The sequence below is a fragment of the Rhizobium cauense genome (assembly GCF_019511525.1).
Taxonomy (GTDB): Bacteria; Pseudomonadota; Alphaproteobacteria; order Rhizobiales; family Rhizobiaceae; genus Rhizobium; species Rhizobium cauense.
The window spans coordinates 263,890-284,376 of sequence record NZ_JAEUAT010000008.1 but is presented as its reverse complement, the minus strand read 5'-3'; the positions used below and the strand labels follow the sequence as shown (position 1 = coordinate 284,376).

The window sequence follows — 20,487 nt, the reverse complement described above, 5'->3', positions numbered from 1 at the left end:
CTAGCTCCGGCACCGGTTCCCGACGCCCGCTCTCAGTCCAGACGCAACGCGTCGAGATCCTTTGCCAACATCAGCGCCAGCGCCTCGACGGCCAGATTGTGGTCGTCACGCTGCGGCAGGCCGGAGACGGTGACCGCGCCGATACAGCCTGTACCTTTCACATTGATCGGGAAGCTGCCCCCGTGCGCTGCATAATCGGCATCAGCAAGACCGTTGTCGACAACGGTCTTGCCTTTCTGCTTGAGATCAAGACCGATCGCGTAGCTGCTCCTGAAGTAGCGCAGCACCAAGTTGCGCTTGCGCCGCACCCATTGGACGTTGTCAGGCGTCACGCCGGGGAGCGCTGCATAAAAGACCGGCATCGAATGCAGCGTGATGTCGATCGCAATACCGAGGCCGCGCTCAGTCCCGAGCTCCTGCAGCAGCTTGCCGAGTTGCCATGCGGTCGTGAGATCGAAAGTGTCGAAACTCAACACTTTTTCCTGTTCCGCGATCCGCTTGAGGTCTTCGTCGGGCATGGTCACGTTTGCTTCCTCTCCTGCGATGCTTTTGCCTGAACAAATGCAAGCGGAGTGGAAAAGTAAAGCGGAATCATGACGACGCCAGGATCAGCCGACGGCCCTTATGGGCGCAAAAGCGCTCATCGCGCCTGTAAAGGGCTTGGCCAGCGGCGATGCGTAGGAACCGCGCTTGCTGGTCGACAAACCGAGCGACACCAGCGCCTCCGCCTGCTTTACCGCCGCAGCAACCCCGTCAACGACAGGAACGCCATAGATCTCCTGCAGTTCGCGCGCCAAGTCGGTCATGCCTGCGCAGCCGAGCACAATCGCTTCCGCACCATCTTCGGCAAGTGCTCGTTCGATCTCGGCCCGAAGCTTCCCAATGGCACCCGATGCAGGATCATCAAGCTCGAGGACCGGGATATCCGATGCGCGCACCTTCGCACGTCCACCCATGCCGTAGCGCTGCACGAGATTGTCGATCAGCACGCGCGAGCGCTCGAGCGTCGTCACGACGGTAAAGCGTTGCGCTAGAAATCCCGCCGTGGCGACAGCGGATTCGCAAAGGCCGAGCACCGGCACGTCGGAAAAGCTGCGGGCGGCGTCGAGCCCGGTATCGTCAAAACAGGCGATGATGGCCGCATCGTAGCCGCCAGCCTTCTGTTCCTTCAACTCAGCAAGAAGCCCGGGGATCGCCAGCGCACCGTCATAGTGTCCCTCGATCGAGACGGGCCCCATGCGGGAGGTCGCGGCAATGACATCGGTCCCGAGGGCCGCAACCGCGCGGGCGGCTACAGCAGCCTTATCGGTCATGGTTTCAGTGGTATTGGGATTGACTAGAAGAATGCGCATGAAATCAGCTTATCTTTGCCTGGCGCCGGCGCAGCATGAGCATGATGCCGAGCGCCACGAGGATGATGGTGAAGGAAAACAGCGTCGTCACCGTGCCGAGCGCGTAAAGCACCGGGGTCGTGACGTTGGTGGTCATGCCGTAGATTTCGAGCGGAAGCGTATTGTAGCTCCCTGATGTCATCAACGTACGAGCAAATTCGTCGTAGGAGAGCGTGAAGCCGAAGAGACCGACGCCGATCAGGCTCGGCGCGATCATCGGCAACAGGACATGAAGGAAGGTCTGCCACGAACTCGCGCCAAGATCGCGCGCCGCCTCTTCGTAAGCCGGCGAGAAGCGGTTGAAGACGGCGAACATGATGAGCACTCCGAATGGCAGCGTCCATGTCAAATGTGCACCGAAGGCGGAAGAGTACCAGGCAGGCTTAAGGCCGCCCTGCTGGAAGACCACGCCGATCCCGAGCGAGATGATGATCGACGGCACGACGAGACTTGCGACCGTCGCGTAGAAAAGCACGGTCGCGCCCCGGAAGCGGCGGCGAAACGCCAGGCCCGCCAGCAGTGAGACGACAACGGTGACGACCATCACCATCAGCCCAAGCGTGAACGAGCGGCGGAAGGATGCGCCGAAATCGCCGACGGCCTGCTTCTCGAAGAGATTGTAGAACCAGTGAACGGAAACGCCGTTCAGCGGGAATGTCAGGCCACCGTCGGGGCCTTGGAAGGACAGGATCAGGATCGCCGACAGCGGTCCATAGAGGAACAGTACAAAAACGAGGAAGAAGGCTGCGAGCACGTAGAATTCGAAGGTGCGCTTCTCGTGGTTCATCTCACAGCTCCTTGCGAATATCGACGACGCGCAGGATGGCGGCCACCATCATCAGCACGACGATTAGAAGCACAACGGCATTGGCGGCGGCGGCGGGATACTGCAGCAGCGACATCTGGTTTTTCATCATCAGCGCCACCGAGGCGCTCTGCCCGCCTGACATGACCTGTACGGTTGAGAAGTCGGCCATCACAAGCGTCACAACGAAAATCGAACCGATGGCGATGCCAGGCTTGGCAAGCGGCAGAACGACATTCCAGAGGATCTGCCAGCCGCTGGCGCCTGCGTCTCGCGCCGCCTCGAACAGGGAGCGATCGATGCGCATCAGCGTGTTGAAGATCGGCGTCACCATGAACAGCGTGTAGAGGTGCACCATGGCGAGAACGACGGCGAAATCGGAATAGAGCAGCCACTCGATCGGCTGCGGCACGATCCCCATCTGGACCAGCGCCGAGTTGACCAGCCCGTTTCGACCGAGCACCGGAATCCAGGAGATCATGCGGATGATGTTCGAGGTCATGAACGGCACGGTGCAGACCAGAAACAGGATCATCTGCGTCGAGGTGCGCCGGATATGAAAGGCGAGGAAGTAGGCGACCCAGAAGCCGATGAAAAGCGTCAGACCCCAGACAATCACCGTGAATTTCAAGGTGTTGAGATAGGTCTTCCAGGTGACCCATGAACCGAGCGTGTCGGTGTAGTTCATGGTGAGGAACGCTGGGTAGAGACCGGCAAAGTCATAGTCCCAGAAGCTGACGACGGCGATCATGGCGATCGGCAGGATGAAGAAGAAGCCGAGGATGAGGATCAGCGGCGTAGCCTGCAGATAGGACGCTGCCCATGCCGGCCATCCGATCCGTCGGCGGCTTGTCTGTTCCGATTGTTGCTCGGCCTGCGAAGACGCGATCGTCGCCATGTTTCCGGTCTCTCCGTTTTGGACACCCTCCCCCCAAAGGAACTGGGGAGAGGGTCTGGCAGAAGCGGTTGCCTTAGGCAGCGATGAACTCGTTCCAGCGACGAACCATATAGCGGTCTTCGTCCATGACGGAGTTCCAGCACGCCACATGACCCATGCGCTCTTCGAACGAACCACCGTCGCGAACCGCGCCGGCCTTCTCCATGACCTTACCCTCAGGCGAGAGGATATCGCCCTGGGCTGCCTTGCCTTCGATCCAGTAGCCCCACTCGTCAGCCGTCATGAAGTTCTTGGCCGTATCCATGCAGGCGGAGTAGTAGCCCTGGCGGTTGAGGTAGCCGCCGACCCAACCGGATGTGTACCAGTTGATATACTCGTAGGCCGCATCGAGCTGCGCGCCCTTGAGGTGCGACGCGAGGCCAAGACCGCCGCCCCACGAGCGATAACCTTCCTTGAGCGGCTGGTATTTGCAGGCGATGCCCTTGGAGCGGACGGCGGCAACGGCCGGCGACCACATGGACTGGATGACGACTTCGCCCGAGGCCATCAGGTTGACCGACTCGTCGAAGCTCTTCCAGAAGGCGCGGAACTGGCCGTCCTGCTTGGCCTTGATCAGGAACTCGATCGTCTTGTCGATCTCTTCCTTGGTCATGTTGCCCTTGTCGGCGTACTTGATGTTGCCGAGCGCTTCCATGATCATCGCGGCGTCCATGATGCCGATCGACGGAATGTTGAGGATCGAGGTCTTGCCCTTGAACTTCGGATCCATGATATCGGCCCAGGTCGAGATCTCACGACCGACGAGATCAGGACGAATACCGAGCGTGTCGGCATTGTAGATCGTCGGCATCATGGTGAAGAGCTCGGTTTCGCCCTTGGCGAAGGTCTTGGCATCCGCGCTCTCGACATAGCCGACAGTGTGCGGCGCCGTGCCCTGCGCAATCACGCTGTCCGGCTTCAGCTTGCCGTTCTTGAACAGCGGAACGACCTTGTCGTAGTACTTCAGCTTCTTCACATCCATCGGCTGGATGACGCCGGTCGGGTAAACCTTCTTCAGGATCCAGTATTCGATGTCGGCGATGTCGTAGCTGTCAGGCTGCGTCACGGCGCGCTGCGCGGCCGCGTCTGAATCGGTTGCCGTCATCTCGAGCGTGATGCCGAGGTCCTTCTTGCACTGCTCGGCAATGGCGTTGATGTTGGAAACACCGGTGCCGAACTGGCGAAGCGTGATGTTCGACTGCGCCCAGATCGTCGGGAAGCCGGTGATGAGGCCCGAGCCGGCGGCAGCGCCGAGAGCAGCGGCGCCGGTTTTCAGCAGGCTGCGGCGGGAAATCCCGGCCTCAGTCTTCGTCGTCTTCTTTTCAGTTGTCATGTCAGTTCCCCTTTTTTGGTGGTGAGGTTCATGCACGGCCGAGGAGGACTGCATCCTCCAGGGCCCAACTCAGAGACACCGCATCGCCGACCGATACGGGTTTGGCGAAATAATCGCCGTCACTCGCGATGACCGTGAAGTCGTCACTGCCCGCGCCGGCCACGGTGAGCTTCACCGAGGCGCCGCGATATTCGATGTTGGAGACGACGCCGTTGAAGCCGAGCGTCTTGTCGGAAGCCGTTTCGAGCCGTACCCGGTCGGTGCGAACACCGATATCGACGCTCTCGCCGGCATGCTTGCCGTTGCCGCGCACCGAGAAGGTCTGCCCTTCCGGAACCTCAAGCGTGGTGACACCATCCTTCGAGGAAACGACGCGGCCGGAGAGAACATTGTGATCGCCCATGAAGCGGGCGACGAAGGCGGTGGCCGGCTCCTCGAACACCTTGCGCGGCGTTGCCGCCTGCTCGATCTTGCCGTCGTTCATGATGACGATGATGTCGGCGAGCGCCATAGCCTCTTCCTGGCTGTGCGTGACGTGGACGAAGGTGATGCCGAGTGTCTTCTGCAGTTTCTTCAGTTCGGCTCGCATGCGTATCTTCAGGAACGGGTCGAGTGCCGACAGCGGCTCGTCGAGCAGAAGCGCTTCCGGGTCGGTAATCAGCGCGCGCGCCAACGCCACGCGCTGCTGCTGACCGCCGGAAAGCTGCGCCGGACGCCGGGTCGCATAGGCGTCCATCTGCATCAGCTTCAGCATCGCGAGCGCCTTGGCGCGACGCACTTCCTTCTCGACGCCCTTCATCTTCAGGCTGAAAGCGACGTTGTCGATGAGATCCAGATGCGGAAACAGCGCATAGGACTGGAACATCATCGCGGTACCGCGCTTGGCCGGCGGAAAGTCCGTGACGACGGTATTGCCAAGCCTGATATCGCCTGAGGAAATGCTCTCGTGCCCGGCGATCATGCGCAGCGTCGAGGTCTTGCCGCAGCCGGACGGCCCGAGAAAGCAGCAGTAGGAACCGGCCGGTATCTTCAGGCTGATGGAATGGACCGCCGTCGTGGCGCCATACACCTTGGAAACGGATACGATATCGATCTCTGCGGCTTTCGACATTGGTCTTCCCCTGTTTGAGAAAGACAATGCATCTGCCGTGCCAGTTTCTATTGCGCTGCATCAAGCGACGGCAAATCAAGGGTTTGCTACAAAAATCGCCCCAGATATCAAAATTCAGGCATCAAACACAATTGCACACAAAATAGGCCATCGTCTGCAATTCGTGCAAAATATCGTATACAATTTAGCCGTCACTTTGCGCGCAAATTCCATTTAACTTTTGCGGGAAACGCAGATATCATTTCCCGGTCAAAAGGTATTCGAGTTCATGAAGTCCACCGCAACCGCCCTGCAGACTGCAGAGGATTCAGCCGATACAGGCGCACAACAGATCCGCGACGCGATCCGCGACGCGATCGTTGAGCGGCGCCTGTCGCCGGGTACCAAGCTGTCGGAGAATGATGTCGGCAATCTGTTCAACGTCAGCCGGACGCTCGCTCGCGCCGCCCTGCAAGCGCTTTCCTACGAAGGCCTGGTCAGCGTTGAAAAAAATCGGGGTGCATTCGTCGCCTACCCCTCGCCCGAGGAAGCACGCCAGATCTTTGCCGCCCGCCGCCTCGTCGAACCCGGAATCTTGCGCGAGGCAGCGGCGCGAATTTCGCCCTCGCAGATCCAGCATCTCAAGCAGTTACTGCTTGAAGAAGGACGGTTGATGAGCGAGCGCGGCCAGACGGCGCGACGCGCCGAAATCAAGGCATCAGGCGACTTTCACCTGACGCTTGCGGCCATATCAGGCAACGCCATCATGCAGCGTTTCATGGATGAGCTTGTCGCCCGCTCGTCGCTGGTCATCGCCCTCTACGGCCAGTCCACCATATCGAGTTGCGGGCATTCCGAGCATGGCGACATCGTCGCTGCGATCGAGCGGAACGATCTCGACGAAGCATGCCGGTTGATGCTGCACCACATCGCCCACATCGAGGCAGACCTCGATCTGCGCGAGCGCAAGAGCGTCGGCCTCAAGGAAGCCTTCGAACTGTAACAGATTTAGTGCTGGAGGCGGGATTGCGGCGCTATGGCCGCAACCACCAATTCAATTGCCGGAACGACGCTCGGCCGTTCGTTCTGCAACGGCGACGATATCAGGCGTGCCGTTTGCAAGCAGGCGCTTGCGGACGAGGACGCCCATGACGCGGGCGGCGGTCGAGAAGCTCATCTGGTCGAGCGGTCCTTCGCCTTCCCAGGGTTTGGTCAGCCGTTCTGTGACGGCTCCGACAATGTTCATCGGAACGATGTCGTCGCACAGACGCATCGCCTCGAAGACCTGACTGATGGGTACAACGCGACCTTCGAATGTGACGATTGGTTCGGTGAGTTCCGTATCCCATTCTTCGAAGGCATAGAGGGCTTCGCGGAAGAGTTCCTGAAGGGTGAACGGGGCGTGTCCATTGTGAAGCGGCGGCAAGGCATTCGTCATGTCTGTCTCCTCTTTAGGGCTAGTGCCATTCCTCCTCTTCGGCCGGCAGCAACATGGGAAACAGAACTCAGAATTCCCCTGCGGGACCGAAAACACGATCAATGTTATAGTGTAATATACGCGTGATAAAGCCTTTTATCGGCTCTGCGGTTCCATCATGACTAAAGAAAACAGATAGGCCGTTGATATCGCAGAAAATATCAACGGCCTATTTGGTCTGAAATTAGAGGCAGCGGAGCTGCCTTCAGGTCACTGCGCGATCGAAAACGTCACGTTGACGGTAATGTTGTAGCTGGTTTCACCACCCTGGATCGGCACCGACGAATCGGCAGCTTCCTTCATCATCGCAGCCCGCATGACGGGGACCGGTTGTGGACGCGGCGAGGTTTCACTGATCTCGATCACCCGCCCAAGCTTGACGTCAGCCGCACCCGCCAGGGTCTTCGCCTTCTCGATGGCATTGGCGACGGCATTCTTGCGGGCCTCTTCCATCGCCTTTTCCGGCTTGTCGTTTGTGAACTGGATGTCACCACCCTGATTGACACCAAGCGTGACAGCCTCGTCGAGGATGGCGCCGAGTTTGGACAGATCGCGGACACGCACGCTCAACGAGTTCGACACCTGGTAGCCGACCAGCTGCGGGGTCTGAGGCTGACCATCATTGGACTGCGGATAGACGAATTGCGGCTGTACCGAGAAGCCCGAGGTCTGGAGGTCTCGCTCGGCGATGCCAGCCTTTTTCAAAGCGGCAAGGACGTCGCTCATCGACTTGTTGTTTTGGTCGAGCGCTTCGCGCGCGGTCTTTGCCTGTTTCACCACGGAAAGGCTGAGGACCGCCATGTCAGGCGCGACGCTTGCCTGGCCCTCACCACTCACGGAAATCACGGCCTCGCGTGGCTGCGAATCAGCAGCCAGCGCCGGCAAGCCCATGGCGGCAGCGGTCGGAAGGCCAAGCAGAAGGCTTAAGGCGATTGTTCTGGTGTTCGGCAGCACGGTGTTTCACTCCCTGATTGTGAAGTCTCGATCGACGTCTTGCCGATTGATTGTGAAGCTATTGCGGCAGTCCCTTGTGACTGCAGAAGAATTGCGTTAGAGCGAAACCCGTTCCGGGGAACCATTGCGCCGGACACGGCAGCCGCGTTGCTGCATGGGCCTGTAGCTCAATGGTTAGAGCCGGCGGCTCATAACCGCTTGGTTGGGGGTTCGAGTCCCTCCGGGCCCACCATTCCCCAACAGATAGGCGTTTGCCACAAATGCACACGCCGAAAGAACCGAGGGATCGGTCTTCCCGCAGAGAGTCGTTCATGCCCGCATGGCACTGAGAACACTTGGCATGGCGCTCCTGCGTTCACGGGAGCGCCAAGCAGAGACAAGCCGAGCAAGTCACAGCCCGTGCGCTAGAACCTTCTGGCAGCTCGGCGACAGGCGCTGCATGTTTTCCCTTAGGCAGGCGATGCCGCGTCCACCGCCGAGAGGCACGGCGCGGCAGTAAGAGCGGAAATCCGGCCCGCAGGCTTCGCGAGCGATGACCATCTCCTCTCGCGGCGAAAGCTGCGGTGCCGCCGCCGGGGCTGCGGTCTTGGCGGTGCCGGCGTCCGGTGCCGCGGGTGCGGCGGGAGTGGTAGATGCGTCGGAAGACGACTTCGGGGCAGCGGCCTTGCCGCCTGCGCCGAGCGCGCTGATCGCCTGCTTGCATCCCGACGAAAGTGACGCTTCATGCTGCTGCAGGCAGGCAAGCGCCTCCTTGCCGCCAGGCGTGACGCCGGAGCAATTGGACATGAAATCGCTGCGGCAAGCGGACTTGATCGCATCGCGCTGCTGCTCCGTCGGCTGCTGTGCGCCGACGGCTCCCGCAAATAGCGAAACGGCAAAAAGCACAGACAGCCCAACGCTGCCTTTCCACCCACTCGGCTTGGCGAATCCGGTTTCTGTTGATGACGACGACAAATTATCCATGGTTCCTCTCCCTGCGGAAATCACAGTGTCGACGGTGTCGGCATCGTGAAGCCGCTCTGAGCCCTCTCCTTCGAGGGCGCTCCTTTGCCGTTCGCCTTGCTCGGGGAAATGGAAGGGCTAGCCTCCAATTCCCTGGGAAGGGAATGGCAAGCACTGGCGCGGCGTCAGTCCGCTCAAGGACCCTGTGAGGCGCCTATGTCTGGGCGTCCGGGACCGCCGCTGTTCGGCGCTTTCGATACTCTTCGAACCGCTGCAAAATAACGTAGAACGACGGCACCAGCAGCACCGCCAGGCACGTCGATGCGATCATACCGCTGAAGACTGAAATGCCGATCGACCGGCGCGCGTTGGCCCCGGCGCCTGTTGCCAGCACCAGCGGCAACACGCCGAGAATGAAGGCAAAGGACGTCATCAGGATCGGCCTGAAACGCAATCGCGCCGCAAGCACTGCGGCAGCGGCGATCTCCATGCCTTGCAAGCGCTTTTCACGCGCATATTCAACGATCAGGATGGCATTCTTCGAGGAGAGTGCGATCAGCAGAATGAGACCGATTTGCGTGTAAAGATTGTTGGCCACCCCGAGTGCGGTGAGTGCGCCGACGGTCCCGAGCAGAGCAAGGGGAACCGCGAGAATAACGGCAAACGGCAATATCCAGCTTTCATACTGTCCGGCCATAACAAAGTAGACAAGCAGAATGGCAAGCCCGAAGACGTAATAGATCTGACTGCCGACCGCCCTTTCCTGATATGACAATGCCGTCCATTCGAAGCCGGCGCCAGGTGGCAGCGTCTGGTCTGCGATCTGCTCCATGACATCGAGCGCCTGCCCCGAACTGAAGCCTGTCGCAGGCCCGCCGACGATCGTAGCGGTTGGATAGAGATTGTAGAGGCTGATAAGCGACGGGCCCGGCATGCTCTTGACGTCGATCACCGTGCCAAGCGGAACCATGGTGCCATCGCCCGCCTTGACCTTCAGATTGCGTATGTCATCCGGCCGCACCCGGAAATCGGGCGCCGCTTGCACATAGACCTGAAAGGTACGGCCAAACTTGTTGAATTGCGTGACATAGCTCGATCCCACATACCCCGAGAGGGCGGAGAACACCTGCCCTACCGTAACGCCGAGCGTCTCGGCCTTGATGCGATCGACCGAGACTTCAAGCTGCGGTGCATCAGCTCTAAACGAGGTCTGAAGCCGCTGCAGCGAGGACTGCGAGTTGCCGTGCTCAACGATCGTGTTGGCCAGCGTCTGCAGCAGCGAGAAATCGAAGCTGCCATCCTTGAGCACCACCTGCATGGTAAAGCCGCTCGCGTTGCCGATGCCCTGGATAGCCGGAGGAACGACGACCAGCGTCTGTGCTTTCATGACACTCTCCAGAGCGCCATTCAGATGCTCGTAGATCGATAGCAGGTCCTGGCCCTTTTCCTTTCCACGTACGTCCCAGTCCTTAAGAACGATATAGGCGACGCCGGCGTTCGGCAGGCTCGCACTGTTGTCGAGGACTGAAATCCCGCTGATCGTCAGAACCTGATCAACGCCCGGCGTCGATTCGGCAATCTCGCTGATCTGCTGCATGACGGCATCGGTGCGTTCCTTCGACGCGCCGTCAGGCAGTTGCGCGCTGACCAGCACATAACCTTGATCCTCGATCGGAAGGAAGGCGGTCGGAAGCCGCGTAAGGCCCCAGAAGGCGACACCGATCAGCCCGAGGCCAACGAGGACTGCAATCGCGCTGTTGCGCACGAGGCCGCTGACGAGCCGGGAATAGCCGTTCTCCGCGGCATCGTAGACCCGGTTGAAACCACGATAGAAGAAATTGCGCTTTTCGGGGGGCACGGGCGGGCGCAGCCAGAGGGCGCACTGCGTCGGCTTCAGCGTGATGGCGTTGATGGCGCTGATCAACGCTGTCGCCGCGATGACCAGCGCAAACTGCCGGTAGAGCTGGCCGGTCAGCCCCGGAAGAAAAGCAGCCGGAATGAAGACGGCCATCAGCACCAGCGTAATGCCTATGACGGGGCCGAGAAGTTCGTCCATCGCCTTCTCTGCGGCCTTCCTGCCTGGCATCCCCTCCTCGACGTGACGCGCCACTCCCTCGACGATGACGATCGCGTCATCGACGACGATGCCGATCGCAAGCACGATCGCAAACAGCGTCGACAGGTTGACGGTAAATCCGAGCGCGGCCATGGCCGCGAACGCGCCAATGATCGTTACCGGCACCGTTGTGGCCGGTACGAGCATGGCCCGCCAGTCCTGCAGGAAGAGCAGGATGACGATCAGCACCAGTACGCCGGCCTCGATCAGCGTCACGTAGACCTCGCGGATCGACGCCTGCACAAATTTCGTCGTATCGAACGGCATGCTGTATTCGAGGCCGGGCGGAAAGCTCTTCGCCAGCTCGGCCATCTTCACGCGGACAGATTCAGCGACGGCGATTGCGTTTGCCTCCGGCAACTGGAAAATGCCGATGCCGGTCGCCGGTCGTCGATTTTGCAGGAACGATTGGCTGTAGGTCTGCGCCCCGAGTTCCACGCGGCCGATGTCGCGTACACGCGTGATCCGGCCGCCATCTCCCGAATCCACCTTCACGATGATGTCTTCGAAGTCGGGAGCGTCGTTGAGCCGGCCGCTGACGTTCAGCGTGTATTGGAAGTCCTGGCCGCTCGGCACCGGTGGCAATCCCACCTGCCCCGCCGTCACCTCCTGGCTCTGCTGCTGAACCGTGTTGATGACGTCCTGCGGAGTGAGCCCGCGCGCCTGCAGAAGGTCCGGATCCATCCAGATCCGCATGGCATACTGACCGGCGCCGAAAACACTGACATTGCCGACGCCGGGAAGCCGGGCGAGCTCGTTCTGAAGGTTGATGACTGCGTAGTTCGACAGAAACAGGCTGTCATACCGGCTGTCCGGCGAGGTCAGGCTGACGAACCCGAGGATCGATGTCGACTTCTTCTGAGTCGTCACGCCCTGCACCTGCACAGCCTCAGGCAGGGATGGCATGGCGATTGCGACGCGGTTCTGGACGAGAACCTGCGCCTGGTCGGGATCAGTGCCGATAGCAAAGGTAACGGTCAACGAATAGGTGCCATCGCTGGCACTGGTCGACTGCATGTAGAGCATGTTTTCGACGCCGTTGACCTGCAGCTCGATTGGCAGTGCAACGGTATCGACGAGGGTCTTGGCGCTCGCGCCCGGATAACGCGTGGTCACCTGCACGGTGGGCGGAACGACATTCGGATATTGCGCCACCGGCAACTGGAACAGCGCTACCGCGCCGATCAGGATGATGACCAGGGCGAGAACATTCGAAAGCACCGGCCGCTCGATGAAGAAGCGCGAGATCATCTGCTTCGCCTCCTGGATCGGGTCGGGCCTCGGTTCATGGGACCTTCGATCCGCTGGGATCCCCTGTTGCCGCGGCGGCCTCTATCGTGACCTTTTCAGGCGTGACCTTCATCTCCGGCACGGCACGTTGGATGCCTGCCATGACCACCCAGTCGCCAGCGTCGAGACCGGACTCGATGACACGCATGGAACCATCGCGCTGCCCGATCTTCACCGGTCGCTGCTCGATCACATCATCCTTGCCAAGCACCAGCACGTAGTTCCCCTGCTGATTGGTGCCGATTGCATCGTCGCGAACGAGAAGCGCCTTGTCCTTATGGGCGACTGGAACGCGGACGCGCACAAAGAGACCCGGCAGCAGCGCATGTTCCTTGTTGTCGATGATGCCGCGAACCGAAAGCGTGCCCGTGGAGGCATCGACCTGTGGAGCGACGTAGTCGAGATGCCCCTTGTGTGGATACCCCTCCTCGTCGCCGAGCCCGATCTCTACCGGTATGTTCGGAAGATCGACCTGAGTGAGCTTGCGTCCTGCTTTGGCCAAGCTTTGCTTGATCATCAGGACCTGCGCTTCGCTGACGTTGAAATAGACGTAAAGCGGATCGGTTTGTACGATCGAGGCAAGCTTTGTCGGGCCGGATACCCCAACGAGCGCACCGACATCAACCAGATGGTCCGTTACCGTACCGTCGAAAGGCGCGACCACCTCGGTGTAGCCGAGGTTGATGTTTGCGAGATCGAGACTCGCCTGCGCATTCAGGATGGAAGCGTCGGCCTCATCCAGCGTCGCCTTGGCGCTATCGACAGCCGTCTGCGTCGTCACCTGCTGCTTCATGAGATTGAGCTGCCGGTCGTATTCCTGCTTCGCCCCCACCTGCGACGCCTGCTGCGAGGCCAGCTGCGCTTGCGCCTGGTCGACCTGTGCCTTGTAGGTGTCTCGCTGGATGCTGAAGAGCTTGTCGCCCTTCTTCACGGCTGTGCCGTCCTTGTAGTCGATCGACTCAAGGAAGCCCTGCACCCGCGCTTCGATGTCGACGGCGTTGATAGCGTCAGTGTTGCCAGTCAGCTCGAAATATTCAACCACTGGCTGCTGCAATGGCTGCGCGACATTAACCTTCGGTGGTGGCGGCGGCACATAAGCGTTGCTTCCGCTGTCGCATGCCGATAGGCCCGCGACGACTGTCAAAATTCCGAAAAGTTGCAACCCTCTGTATGATCTACCACGCATTTTCCTGCCCCGATGAATGCGCGAGCCTTAGATTCCATGCGTGCCTCTCGATAGATCCCGACTTCCCAGGGAGCGAGGCGACCTATAGTATGAGACAATATTTGCGCGAAAAGCAATAGTCGCGCACGCGATAAATGTTTGCCGAGACGAACCGAATTGTGTGACAAAATATGAACTTACGGTTACATTCGGCGGCAAGAAAAACAAACGCACAGTAGTCGACAGCGTGTCCCAGAGCTGGACTAAGCAGGCTGATCCGCTCGTTTGGTGTCTATTAGGTACACATCAAAAGCTTAGCCGCGCTTGCCCTTCGAGGATGTGCCGCCGAACACCTCTCGGTACCCTGCACTTAACCGGTACCCGATCTATCATTGTCAAAAAGAGGGTGTGTCATGTCGAAATTCACATTGCCGACGCGATTCAGGGCCCTGCTTGCCATGTGCGCGGTCACCACCGGATTGAGCTGCCCGACCGGAGCCTGGGCGGACGACTCAAGAGAGCTGCTGAAGGCCATGTCCGACTACCTGGCAGCTCAGAAGACGTTCTCCTTCGACTACGTTTCCTCCGTGGAGGCGGTGACGCCGGCTTTTGAAAAGCTTCAATTTGTCAGCTCCGGCACTGCCGCGGTCAGCCGACCCGACAAGATTCGGGTGACTCGAACCGGCGGTTTTGCCGACCTCGATGTCAGCTTCGACGGAGCGAAACTGACGGTTCACGGCAAGAACCTCGACGCCTACGCGCAAATCGATGCCAAGGGCAGCCTCGACGAGCTTTTTGACCGGCTGGAGAATGCCGGCGCGGAGATCCCCGGCTCAGACCTCCTGCTATCGAACAGTTTCGAGACGCTGATGGACGGCGTTACCGAGGCAAAGCACATTGCAAGCGCGGTGATCGACGGCGTCGAAGTGAACTACCTGACATTCCGCAAGAACGATGTCGACTGGCAGATCTGGATCGAGGCGGGACCGAAGCCCATTCCGAAGCGCTACATCGTCACCAGCAAGCATGTGGTGCAGGCACCGCAATACATGCTTGAGGTCCGGAATTTCCGCACGGGAGAAGATGTGAAGGTAGCAAACTTTGCGATCGAGATACCGGGCGATGCAAAGAAGGTTGATCTAAGCGAACTCGGCGAGATCGATGAACTGCCGGCGCCGACAGGCATGATGGGAGATGCACAATGAAAAACTCCGCACGGATTTTCGCCCTTCCGCTCGCAGTCGCACTTGTCTTCCTTGACATCAGCATGGAGGGCGGCGACCTGACCGCGTTGACGGTCAGGGCGTCCACCCCGGCTAGGGCCGAAATCGGTCGCCCCCTGACGCCACTCTCCTATGCCGGCGCCGCCCGTCGGACGACGCGCCGCGTCGCGCGCAGAACGAGCGTCTACGTGAACACCCTGCCAGCCGGCTGCGTCTATGGAGCGTACTACGGAGCCTACTACTACCGATGTGGATCGCTCTACTACGCTAAGAGCGGCCCCACCTACGTTCAGGTGGTCATCGAATAGCGGGAGCGCCGAGCTCTTCACGTGGGGCTGCCCCAAGGTTGCCCCGCTGTTATCGGAACCTACCGACGACAACTGCGTTTCATGCTCACTGTGGACCAGAGAGCGAGCTATAAACAGCAACTTGACGAGAAACTGGCGGCTGCGCTCGGCGAGCCACCAGCAGTCGGCGGCCTTGTCTTCATCGCGGCCCTGGAGACCGGCATTACAAGGCGAACCGTCAAGAACGGATTTGTCTATTACGATGCGGTCGGCACCCGGTTAACCGACCCGGCGGAACTCGATCGCATCGCCGCGCTCGCCATTCCGCCCGCCTATACCGATGTTCTGATCTCTGCAGATGCGAATTCGCACCTTCAGGCGACCGGCCGCGACGCACGGGGCCGCAAACAATATCGCTACCATCCCGAATGGACGGCCGAGAGGGACAGGAGCAAGTTCGAACGACTTGCCGATTTCGGCTCGGCGCTGCCGGCAATCCGCAAGAAGGTGGATTCCGACCTCAGGCGACGAACTCCCAATATCGACAAGGCGCTCGCGACGATCGTCTGGTTGCTCGACAACCTCTATATCCGCGTCGGCAACGCAAGTTATGCCGCGGAAAACGCCTCCTACGGCCTGACGACACTGCGCAACAAGCATGTGAAGATATCCGGCTCGAGCGTTCATTTCCGCTTCAAGGGAAAATCAGGAAAGGAATGGCGCCTGAGCTACAGCGATAGGCGCATCACGCGCGCGGTGCGAATGCTCCAGGAACTGCCCGGCCAACAACTCTTCCAGTACATCGACAGTGACGGCGTGCGCCACCCCATCCAATCACAGGATGTCAACGCCTACATAAGATCGGCATCAGGGACCGATTTCAGCTCGCGACAGTTTCGAACCTGGGGTGCCACGCAAATGGCGGCAACGGCGTTGGCGACCTTGGAACCGCAGGAAAGCCAGCGAGGGCGCGCGCGGCAGATCAACGAGGTTATCGACACTGTTGCAGCGCGGCTCGTCAACACGCGCGCCGTATGTCGCTCGTCATATATCCATCCGAAGGTGTTCGAATGCTTCGAGACCGGCGAACTGGCCAAGCTCGCCAACACTCGACCGAGCCGAAGCGCCAGGTTGTTGCGTTGGATGGACCAGGGTGAAATCGCCGTGCTGCGCTGGTTGAAGGGCCTGGACGTCCGCTGACGCCGCCGCGCTCGGCATTTTGACGCGCAATGGAACCAAACCGCACTTCAGGCCGTTATGTGGCATTGCCGCGAATGCGGCCACGGGAGATGGCGCCAGGGCGCCAGGGCGCAAATGGCACGTCAGACCTATTGGAAGGGCTATCTCAAGCTGTCACTCGTCACCGCCGCGGTCTCGCTGACCCCGGCGACGACTGATAGCAATCAGCTTCGATTTCACGTCTTGAACCGAAAGACGAAGAACCGCGTCGAAAGCCGCTATGTCGACAGCGTCACTCACAAGCCGATTGCCGATAAGGACCAGGCCAGGGGCTATCCGCGCGGCGAAGACGATTACGTCATTCTAGAAGACAAGGAACTCGACGAAGTCGGGCTGGAAAGCACCAAGACGATCGACATCGATACCTTCGTTCCGCGCGGTTCGATCGACTGGATCTGGTACGACAAACCGCATTTTCTGACACCGGAGGACAAGGTTGGCACCGAAGCTTTCTGCGTCATCCGCGAGTCGATGAAGGCAAACGATGTCGTGGGTATCGCGCGGCTCGTCCTTTACCGGCGGGAGCGCGCCGTCCTGCTTGAGCCACAGGGCAAGGGTATCATTCTCTGGACGCTGCATTTTGGCGACGAGGTCCGGCCCCCTGTCGCAACACTGGACAGCCACGGCAAGGTGGATTCAACCGTACTTTCCTTGATGACGAAACTGGTCAAAGACCGAACCGAAGAATGGCAGCCCGCCATGGTGCAGGATCCAATCCAGAAGCGTTTGAGGGCCATGATCCGCGCGAAGCAGAAGAACCTTGCAAAGACGGCGCCCGCTCCTTCCAAACGGCCAGCCACGAGACCTACAGGCAACGTTGTCAACATCATGGACGCCCTGAAGAAGAGCCTTGCCAAGGAAACAGGGCGTCCGAAGTCCCATTGAGACGGCAGAAGGCACGTTGTCTTTACTTCCGCTTGTCGAGCGGGGCGGCAGCAGCGAAGAAATCCGCCCACGGATCGCTTCGCAGGCCATCAAGACGCGCCGGCGCGTTGTCAACGGTGAAATAGGCCGGGCCGATTTCCTCGGTCAGTTCGCTCCATGCCAGCGGCATCGAAACGGCCGCGCCCGGACGCGCGCGCGCAGAATAGGCGGCGACGGCGGTATTGCCCCGCCCATTGCGCAGGTAGTCGATGAAGATCTTGCCGTTTCGTTTCGCCTTCGTGGCGGTCGCCAGATATTTGTCCGGGTGATCGTTGGACATGCCATCGGCCAACGCCTTGGCGAAGGCCTTGACCGGCGCCCAGCCGGCCTTCGGCTTCAGCGGGCTCACGACATGCAGCCCCTTGCCGCCTGAGGTTTTGACAAAAGCCGCGAGACCCGCAGCCTCCAAACGCTCCTTCAGTTCGTAGGCTGCGGTGATCACCTCAGCCCAACTGACACCATCAGCCGGATCAAGATCCATCGTGATCATGTCCGGCCGCTCCCAGCTGCCTGTCGTGGCACCCCAGGGATGGATCTCGAGCACGGCCGATTGGACGAGGGCGACCATCCCATCGAAGTCCGATATGCGGAGCAATTTCTCACCGCCCCTGTCCTTCGGATCGGTGATCTGTTCGATATTGGAGTTCATGCCCTTCCAGGCGTGCTTCTGAAAAAAACGTTGTCCGGCAATTCCGTCGGGGCAGCGCAGCAATGCCAGCGGCCGCTTCGTCACATAGGGTTCGATGAAACGCCATACCCGAGCATAGTAGCTGGCCAACCCCTGCTTGGTGATCCCCTCCTCCGGCCAATAAATACGATCCGGATGCGTGAGCGTAACGCTGGACTGAGGCAGTTCCTGAGAAGTCGCGTTTGTTTCTTCGGACATCACTTCCTCTGGCGCCTTATCTTCTCGCAGCCCGCGAAATGCGGCGTGCCGCAAATTGTGGTCTGCCGACCATGCCTGAAACTCAACCTCGGCAACAAGCTTCGGTTCGACATAGACCAGCCCGCGACGCTCTTCAGCAGTAAGGTCATCGTCGAAGGAACTCTCCGTCTGCTCCATCGTCGACAGCGTCTCATAGAGCTCGTGCGCGACGTTGATACTGAATCCCGTTCCGACCCGGCCAACATGCTCCAGCTTGCCCTTGCGGTAAACGCCCATCGCCAGCGAACCGATCGCATTACTCATCGCGGTCGAAGGCACATAACCGCCGATCACCAGCTCCTCTCTCTGCAGACATTTCGATTTGACCCAATCGCCGGTACGCCCCGATACGTACTCGCTGTCGGCCAGTTTCGAGATAATCCCTTCGAGCCCGAGTTGGCGCGCATGCTCCAGCACCACGGCACCCTTCTCCGTAAAATGCTCGCTATAGCGAAGTCGCGCGTCGACGTTGGCGAGCAGGTTCGCAAGCAACGCCTTGCGATTGGTCAGCGATACTTGCCGCAGGTCGTACCCGTCGAGGTAAAGCAGATCGAAGGCATAGAACACAAAGCGATCATGACGGCCCGTGCTGAGATCATTCTGCAAGGCCGAAAAGTCCGAGGCACCGGTTTCCCGCTCGACGACGATCTCACCGTCGAGGATCGCCGATTTCGCCGGCATTGCAGTCAACGCTTTAACGATTTCCGGGCCGAATTTTTCCGTCCAGTCGAGCCCGCTGCGGGTCAACAGAGATGCGTTGTTCTTCTCAAGGCGAACCTGGAGCCGATACCCATCGAACTTGATCTCGTGGATCCACCCGTCTCCAGAAGGAGGCTTTGCTTTGAGCTTGGCAAGCTCCGGCTCGATGAAAGCAGGCATAACCGCCTTCGCAGCCCCCTTTGGCCACTCGAGGCGCTTGCGCTTTGAAGAGGTAGACTTCGACGCTCCCTTGGGATGGGAGTTCCAGGTGGCGTCCGGGTGCTTCGCCACTTCCTCGATCTTGCGACCCGTTTTCACGGACTCGGGCCGCTGTTTGAGAATGTCGCCTTTGTGGCTGGCCTCCGCGTCTTCGGCCTTGATAAGCAACCAGTTTTCCTGTCGCTCGCCCGGCTTGCCGTGCATACGAACCAGATGCCAGCGGCCGCTCAGTTTCTCACCGTCCAGGTCGAATTCGAGATGGCCCTTCTTGTAGCCCTTGTGCGGATCGCCATTCGGCGTCCACGTACCGCGATCCCAAACCAGCACCGTGCCACCGCCGTATTGGCCCTTCGGGATGATGCCTTCGAAGTCGCCGTAATCCAGCGGGTGGTCCTCGACATGGACTGCAAGCCGCTTCTCATCGGGACTAAGGCTTGGGCCGCGCGTGACAGCCCAACTCTTCAGCACGCCATCGAGTTCTAGGCGGAAGTCATAGTGGAGCCTCGTTGCATCGTGCTTCTGAATGACGAAGCTCAGCGCCGTTTGTGTTGGAGGCTTGCCGCCGCGCTTGCTTCCCCGCGGCTCCGGCGTCGTCTTGAAATTGCGTTTGGCTTGATAGGCCTCTAGAGCCATTGTCAGCTCGCCTTCGTCTGCCCGCTATCGGCTCGCGCCGCCTTTCCGGCGCGCGGCTTAGCGCTCAACTTGGCGCTCTGTCTCAGGGCATCCATGAGATCGATGACCTTGCCTTGCGGCTTCGGCTTGGCCTTCGGCAACTCCCGGCCCTCGATCTTCGCCTTGACCAGCTCCGAGAGCGCCATCTCGTATCGATCCTCGTATTCCTGGGGAACGAAGGTGCCCTTTTTCGTTCCGATGATATGCCCGGCCAGCTCGAGCATCTCCTTGTCGAACTTCATCTCAGGAATGTCCTTGAAGACCGTATCCGGCTTACGCACCTCATAGTCGAAGCTCAGGGTCGTCGCGATGATGTAGTCGTCCTGCGGCCGGATCAGAACCGTACGATTGCGGCGGAAAAGCACCGCTTCCGCGATCGCCGCGACCTTCTGATCGCGCATCGCACGGGCGATCAGCCCGAGCGCCTCTTCGTCATCCTCGCTGACGGGCGCCAGGTAGTAGGGTTTGTCGAAATAGAGCTTGTTGATTTCGCTGTATGGCACGAAATTCTGAACATTCAGGACCTTGTCGCTTTCCGGCATGACGCCGGCGATCTCATCACCCTCAATGACGATGTATTCGCCATTGTCCAGCTGATATCCCTTCACCTGATCGTCCCGCTCAACGGCCTTGCCGGTCTCGCTGTCGACGAACTGCCGCTCGACCCGATGGCCAGTCTTCCGGTTGATGATGTTGAATGAGATGCGGTCCGAGGTCGAAACTGCAGTATATAGCCCCACGCTGCAGACAAGGTCTCCCACCTTTAGATGGCCTTTCCAGCTTGCCCGACCTGCCATGA

At 59.8% G+C, this 20,487-nt stretch carries 18 protein-coding genes and 1 tRNA gene; 6 read left to right on the top strand and 13 right to left on the bottom strand.

Going from position 1 to position 20,487, the window contains the following annotated elements; translation table 11 throughout:
• Positions 1–32: 32 nt before the first annotated feature.
• The 6 genes from JNB88_RS17515 to JNB88_RS17490 form a co-directional block, all read right to left on the bottom strand.
• Positions 33–518: a heme-degrading domain-containing protein gene (locus JNB88_RS17515; RefSeq protein WP_222858056.1), complete on the bottom strand. Its 486-nt coding sequence runs from the start codon at positions 516–518 to the stop codon at positions 33–35.
• A 90-nt stretch (positions 519–608) separates the two neighbouring features.
• Complete coding sequence (locus JNB88_RS17510) at positions 609–1,352, bottom strand: aspartate/glutamate racemase family protein (RefSeq protein WP_220356539.1); 744 nt, start codon at positions 1,350–1,352, stop codon at positions 609–611.
• A gap of 4 nt (positions 1,353–1,356) precedes the next feature.
• Positions 1,357–2,178, bottom strand: coding sequence for an ABC transporter permease (locus JNB88_RS17505; RefSeq protein ID WP_220356538.1), 822 nt, complete (start codon positions 2,176–2,178; stop codon positions 1,357–1,359).
• Position 2,179: 1 nt separating this feature from the next.
• Entirely contained in the window at positions 2,180–3,094 is a 915-nt protein-coding gene (locus tag JNB88_RS17500) for an ABC transporter permease (protein ID WP_220356537.1), read from the bottom strand.
• Positions 3,095–3,167: 73 nt separating this feature from the next.
• Positions 3,168–4,466: an ABC transporter substrate-binding protein gene (locus JNB88_RS17495; RefSeq protein ID WP_037133025.1), complete on the bottom strand. Its 1,299-nt coding sequence runs from the start codon at positions 4,464–4,466 to the stop codon at positions 3,168–3,170.
• A gap of 28 nt (positions 4,467–4,494) precedes the next feature.
• Positions 4,495–5,577: an ABC transporter ATP-binding protein gene (locus tag JNB88_RS17490; RefSeq protein WP_220356536.1), complete on the bottom strand. Its 1,083-nt coding sequence runs from the start codon at positions 5,575–5,577 to the stop codon at positions 4,495–4,497.
• Between the two features lie 268 nt (positions 5,578–5,845).
• Here JNB88_RS17490 and JNB88_RS17485 point away from each other — a divergent pair, with 268 nt between their 5' ends.
• Positions 5,846–6,559: a GntR family transcriptional regulator gene (locus tag JNB88_RS17485; RefSeq protein ID WP_037133022.1), complete on the top strand. Its 714-nt coding sequence runs from the start codon at positions 5,846–5,848 to the stop codon at positions 6,557–6,559.
• A gap of 51 nt (positions 6,560–6,610) precedes the next feature.
• Here JNB88_RS17485 and JNB88_RS17480 read toward each other — a convergent pair whose 3' ends face one another.
• A complete protein-coding gene (locus JNB88_RS17480; RefSeq protein WP_037133020.1) occupies positions 6,611–6,994 on the bottom strand; it encodes a BRA0787 family protein in 384 nt (127 codons plus the stop codon).
• 249 nt (positions 6,995–7,243) lie between these two features.
• Positions 7,244–7,987, bottom strand: a complete 744-nt coding sequence (locus tag JNB88_RS17475) for an SIMPL domain-containing protein (protein WP_220356535.1) — start codon at positions 7,985–7,987, stop codon at positions 7,244–7,246.
• Between the two features lie 156 nt (positions 7,988–8,143).
• Here JNB88_RS17475 and JNB88_RS17470 point away from each other — a divergent pair.
• Positions 8,144–8,219: transfer RNA gene (locus JNB88_RS17470), tRNA-Ile, on the top strand.
• A gap of 158 nt (positions 8,220–8,377) precedes the next feature.
• Here JNB88_RS17470 and JNB88_RS17465 read toward each other — a convergent pair.
• The 3 genes from JNB88_RS17465 to JNB88_RS17455 all read right to left on the bottom strand — a co-directional run bounded on the left by JNB88_RS17465 (position 8,378) and on the right by JNB88_RS17455 (position 13,521).
• Positions 8,378–8,950 (bottom strand): hypothetical protein, encoded by a 573-nt coding sequence (locus JNB88_RS17465; RefSeq protein WP_220356534.1) that lies wholly within the window; start codon positions 8,948–8,950, stop codon positions 8,378–8,380.
• Between the two features lie 193 nt (positions 8,951–9,143).
• Positions 9,144–12,296 carry an efflux RND transporter permease subunit gene (locus JNB88_RS17460; protein WP_220356533.1) on the bottom strand — a complete coding sequence of 1,051 codons (3,153 nt, stop codon included), beginning with the start codon at positions 12,294–12,296 and terminating at the stop codon, positions 9,144–9,146.
• Between the two features lie 34 nt (positions 12,297–12,330).
• The gene (locus JNB88_RS17455) at positions 12,331–13,521 is read right to left on the bottom strand and encodes an efflux RND transporter periplasmic adaptor subunit (RefSeq protein ID WP_220356532.1); all 1,191 of its coding nucleotides are present in this window, start codon (positions 13,519–13,521) and stop codon (positions 12,331–12,333) included.
• Between the two features lie 392 nt (positions 13,522–13,913).
• On the opposite strand from JNB88_RS17455, the gene JNB88_RS17450 reads away from it, so the two are divergent.
• The 4 genes from JNB88_RS17450 (at position 13,914) to ku (JNB88_RS17435) (ending at position 17,134) form a co-directional block, all read left to right on the top strand.
• A complete protein-coding gene (locus JNB88_RS17450; protein WP_220356531.1) occupies positions 13,914–14,705 on the top strand; it encodes a DUF2092 domain-containing protein in 792 nt (263 codons plus the stop codon).
• Complete coding sequence (locus tag JNB88_RS17445; protein WP_220356530.1) at positions 14,702–15,031, top strand: hypothetical protein; 330 nt, start codon at positions 14,702–14,704, stop codon at positions 15,029–15,031. The genes JNB88_RS17450 and JNB88_RS17445 overlap by 4 nt, the downstream gene beginning before the upstream one ends.
• A gap of 81 nt (positions 15,032–15,112) precedes the next feature.
• Positions 15,113–16,210: a DNA topoisomerase IB gene (locus JNB88_RS17440; RefSeq protein ID WP_220356529.1), complete on the top strand. Its 1,098-nt coding sequence runs from the start codon at positions 15,113–15,115 to the stop codon at positions 16,208–16,210.
• A 114-nt stretch (positions 16,211–16,324) separates the two neighbouring features.
• Complete coding sequence (ku, locus tag JNB88_RS17435) at positions 16,325–17,134, top strand: non-homologous end joining protein Ku (RefSeq protein WP_220356528.1); 810 nt, start codon at positions 16,325–16,327, stop codon at positions 17,132–17,134.
• A 22-nt stretch (positions 17,135–17,156) separates the two neighbouring features.
• Here ku (JNB88_RS17435) and ligD read toward each other — a convergent pair whose 3' ends face one another.
• Together ligD and ku (JNB88_RS17425) are read right to left on the bottom strand one after the other, a co-directional pair.
• Positions 17,157–19,649, bottom strand: coding sequence for a DNA ligase D (gene ligD / locus JNB88_RS17430; RefSeq protein ID WP_220356527.1), 2,493 nt, complete (start codon positions 19,647–19,649; stop codon positions 17,157–17,159).
• A 2-nt stretch (positions 19,650–19,651) separates the two neighbouring features.
• Positions 19,652–20,485 carry a non-homologous end joining protein Ku gene (ku, locus tag JNB88_RS17425; protein WP_037132936.1) on the bottom strand — a complete coding sequence of 278 codons (834 nt, stop codon included), beginning with the start codon at positions 20,483–20,485 and terminating at the stop codon, positions 19,652–19,654.
• Positions 20,486–20,487 lie beyond the last annotated feature (2 nt).

Bases quoted from the DNA above. Each gene is read 5' to 3' on its own strand.
- JNB88_RS17500 (WP_220356537.1), bottom strand. From the start codon at position 3,094: ATGGCGACGATCGCGTCTTCGCAGGCCGAGCAACAATCGGAACAGACA.
- JNB88_RS17490 (WP_220356536.1), bottom strand. From the start codon at position 5,577: ATGTCGAAAGCCGCAGAGATCGATATCGTATCCGTTTCCAAGGTGTAT.
- JNB88_RS17455 (WP_220356532.1), bottom strand. From the start codon at position 13,521: ATGCGTGGTAGATCATACAGAGGGTTGCAACTTTTCGGAATTTTGACA.
- JNB88_RS17495 (WP_037133025.1), bottom strand. From the start codon at position 4,466: ATGACAACTGAAAAGAAGACGACGAAGACTGAGGCCGGGATTTCCCGC.
- ligD (WP_220356527.1), bottom strand. From the start codon at position 19,649: ATGGCTCTAGAGGCCTATCAAGCCAAACGCAATTTCAAGACGACGCCG.
- JNB88_RS17510 (WP_220356539.1), bottom strand. From the start codon at position 1,352: ATGCGCATTCTTCTAGTCAATCCCAATACCACTGAAACCATGACCGAT.
- JNB88_RS17480 (WP_037133020.1), bottom strand. From the start codon at position 6,994: ATGACGAATGCCTTGCCGCCGCTTCACAATGGACACGCCCCGTTCACC.
- JNB88_RS17515 (WP_222858056.1), bottom strand. From the start codon at position 518: ATGCCCGACGAAGACCTCAAGCGGATCGCGGAACAGGAAAAAGTGTTG.
- JNB88_RS17485 (WP_037133022.1), top strand. From the start codon at position 5,846: ATGAAGTCCACCGCAACCGCCCTGCAGACTGCAGAGGATTCAGCCGAT.
- JNB88_RS17465 (WP_220356534.1), bottom strand. From the start codon at position 8,950: ATGGATAATTTGTCGTCGTCATCAACAGAAACCGGATTCGCCAAGCCG.
- JNB88_RS17445 (WP_220356530.1), top strand. From the start codon at position 14,702: ATGAAAAACTCCGCACGGATTTTCGCCCTTCCGCTCGCAGTCGCACTT.
- ku (WP_037132936.1), bottom strand. From the start codon at position 20,485: ATGGCAGGTCGGGCAAGCTGGAAAGGCCATCTAAAGGTGGGAGACCTT.
- ku (WP_220356528.1), top strand. From the start codon at position 16,325: ATGGCACGTCAGACCTATTGGAAGGGCTATCTCAAGCTGTCACTCGTC.
- JNB88_RS17505 (WP_220356538.1), bottom strand. From the start codon at position 2,178: ATGAACCACGAGAAGCGCACCTTCGAATTCTACGTGCTCGCAGCCTTC.
- JNB88_RS17440 (WP_220356529.1), top strand. From the start codon at position 15,113: ATGCTCACTGTGGACCAGAGAGCGAGCTATAAACAGCAACTTGACGAG.
- JNB88_RS17460 (WP_220356533.1), bottom strand. From the start codon at position 12,296: ATGATCTCGCGCTTCTTCATCGAGCGGCCGGTGCTTTCGAATGTTCTC.
- JNB88_RS17450 (WP_220356531.1), top strand. From the start codon at position 13,914: ATGTCGAAATTCACATTGCCGACGCGATTCAGGGCCCTGCTTGCCATG.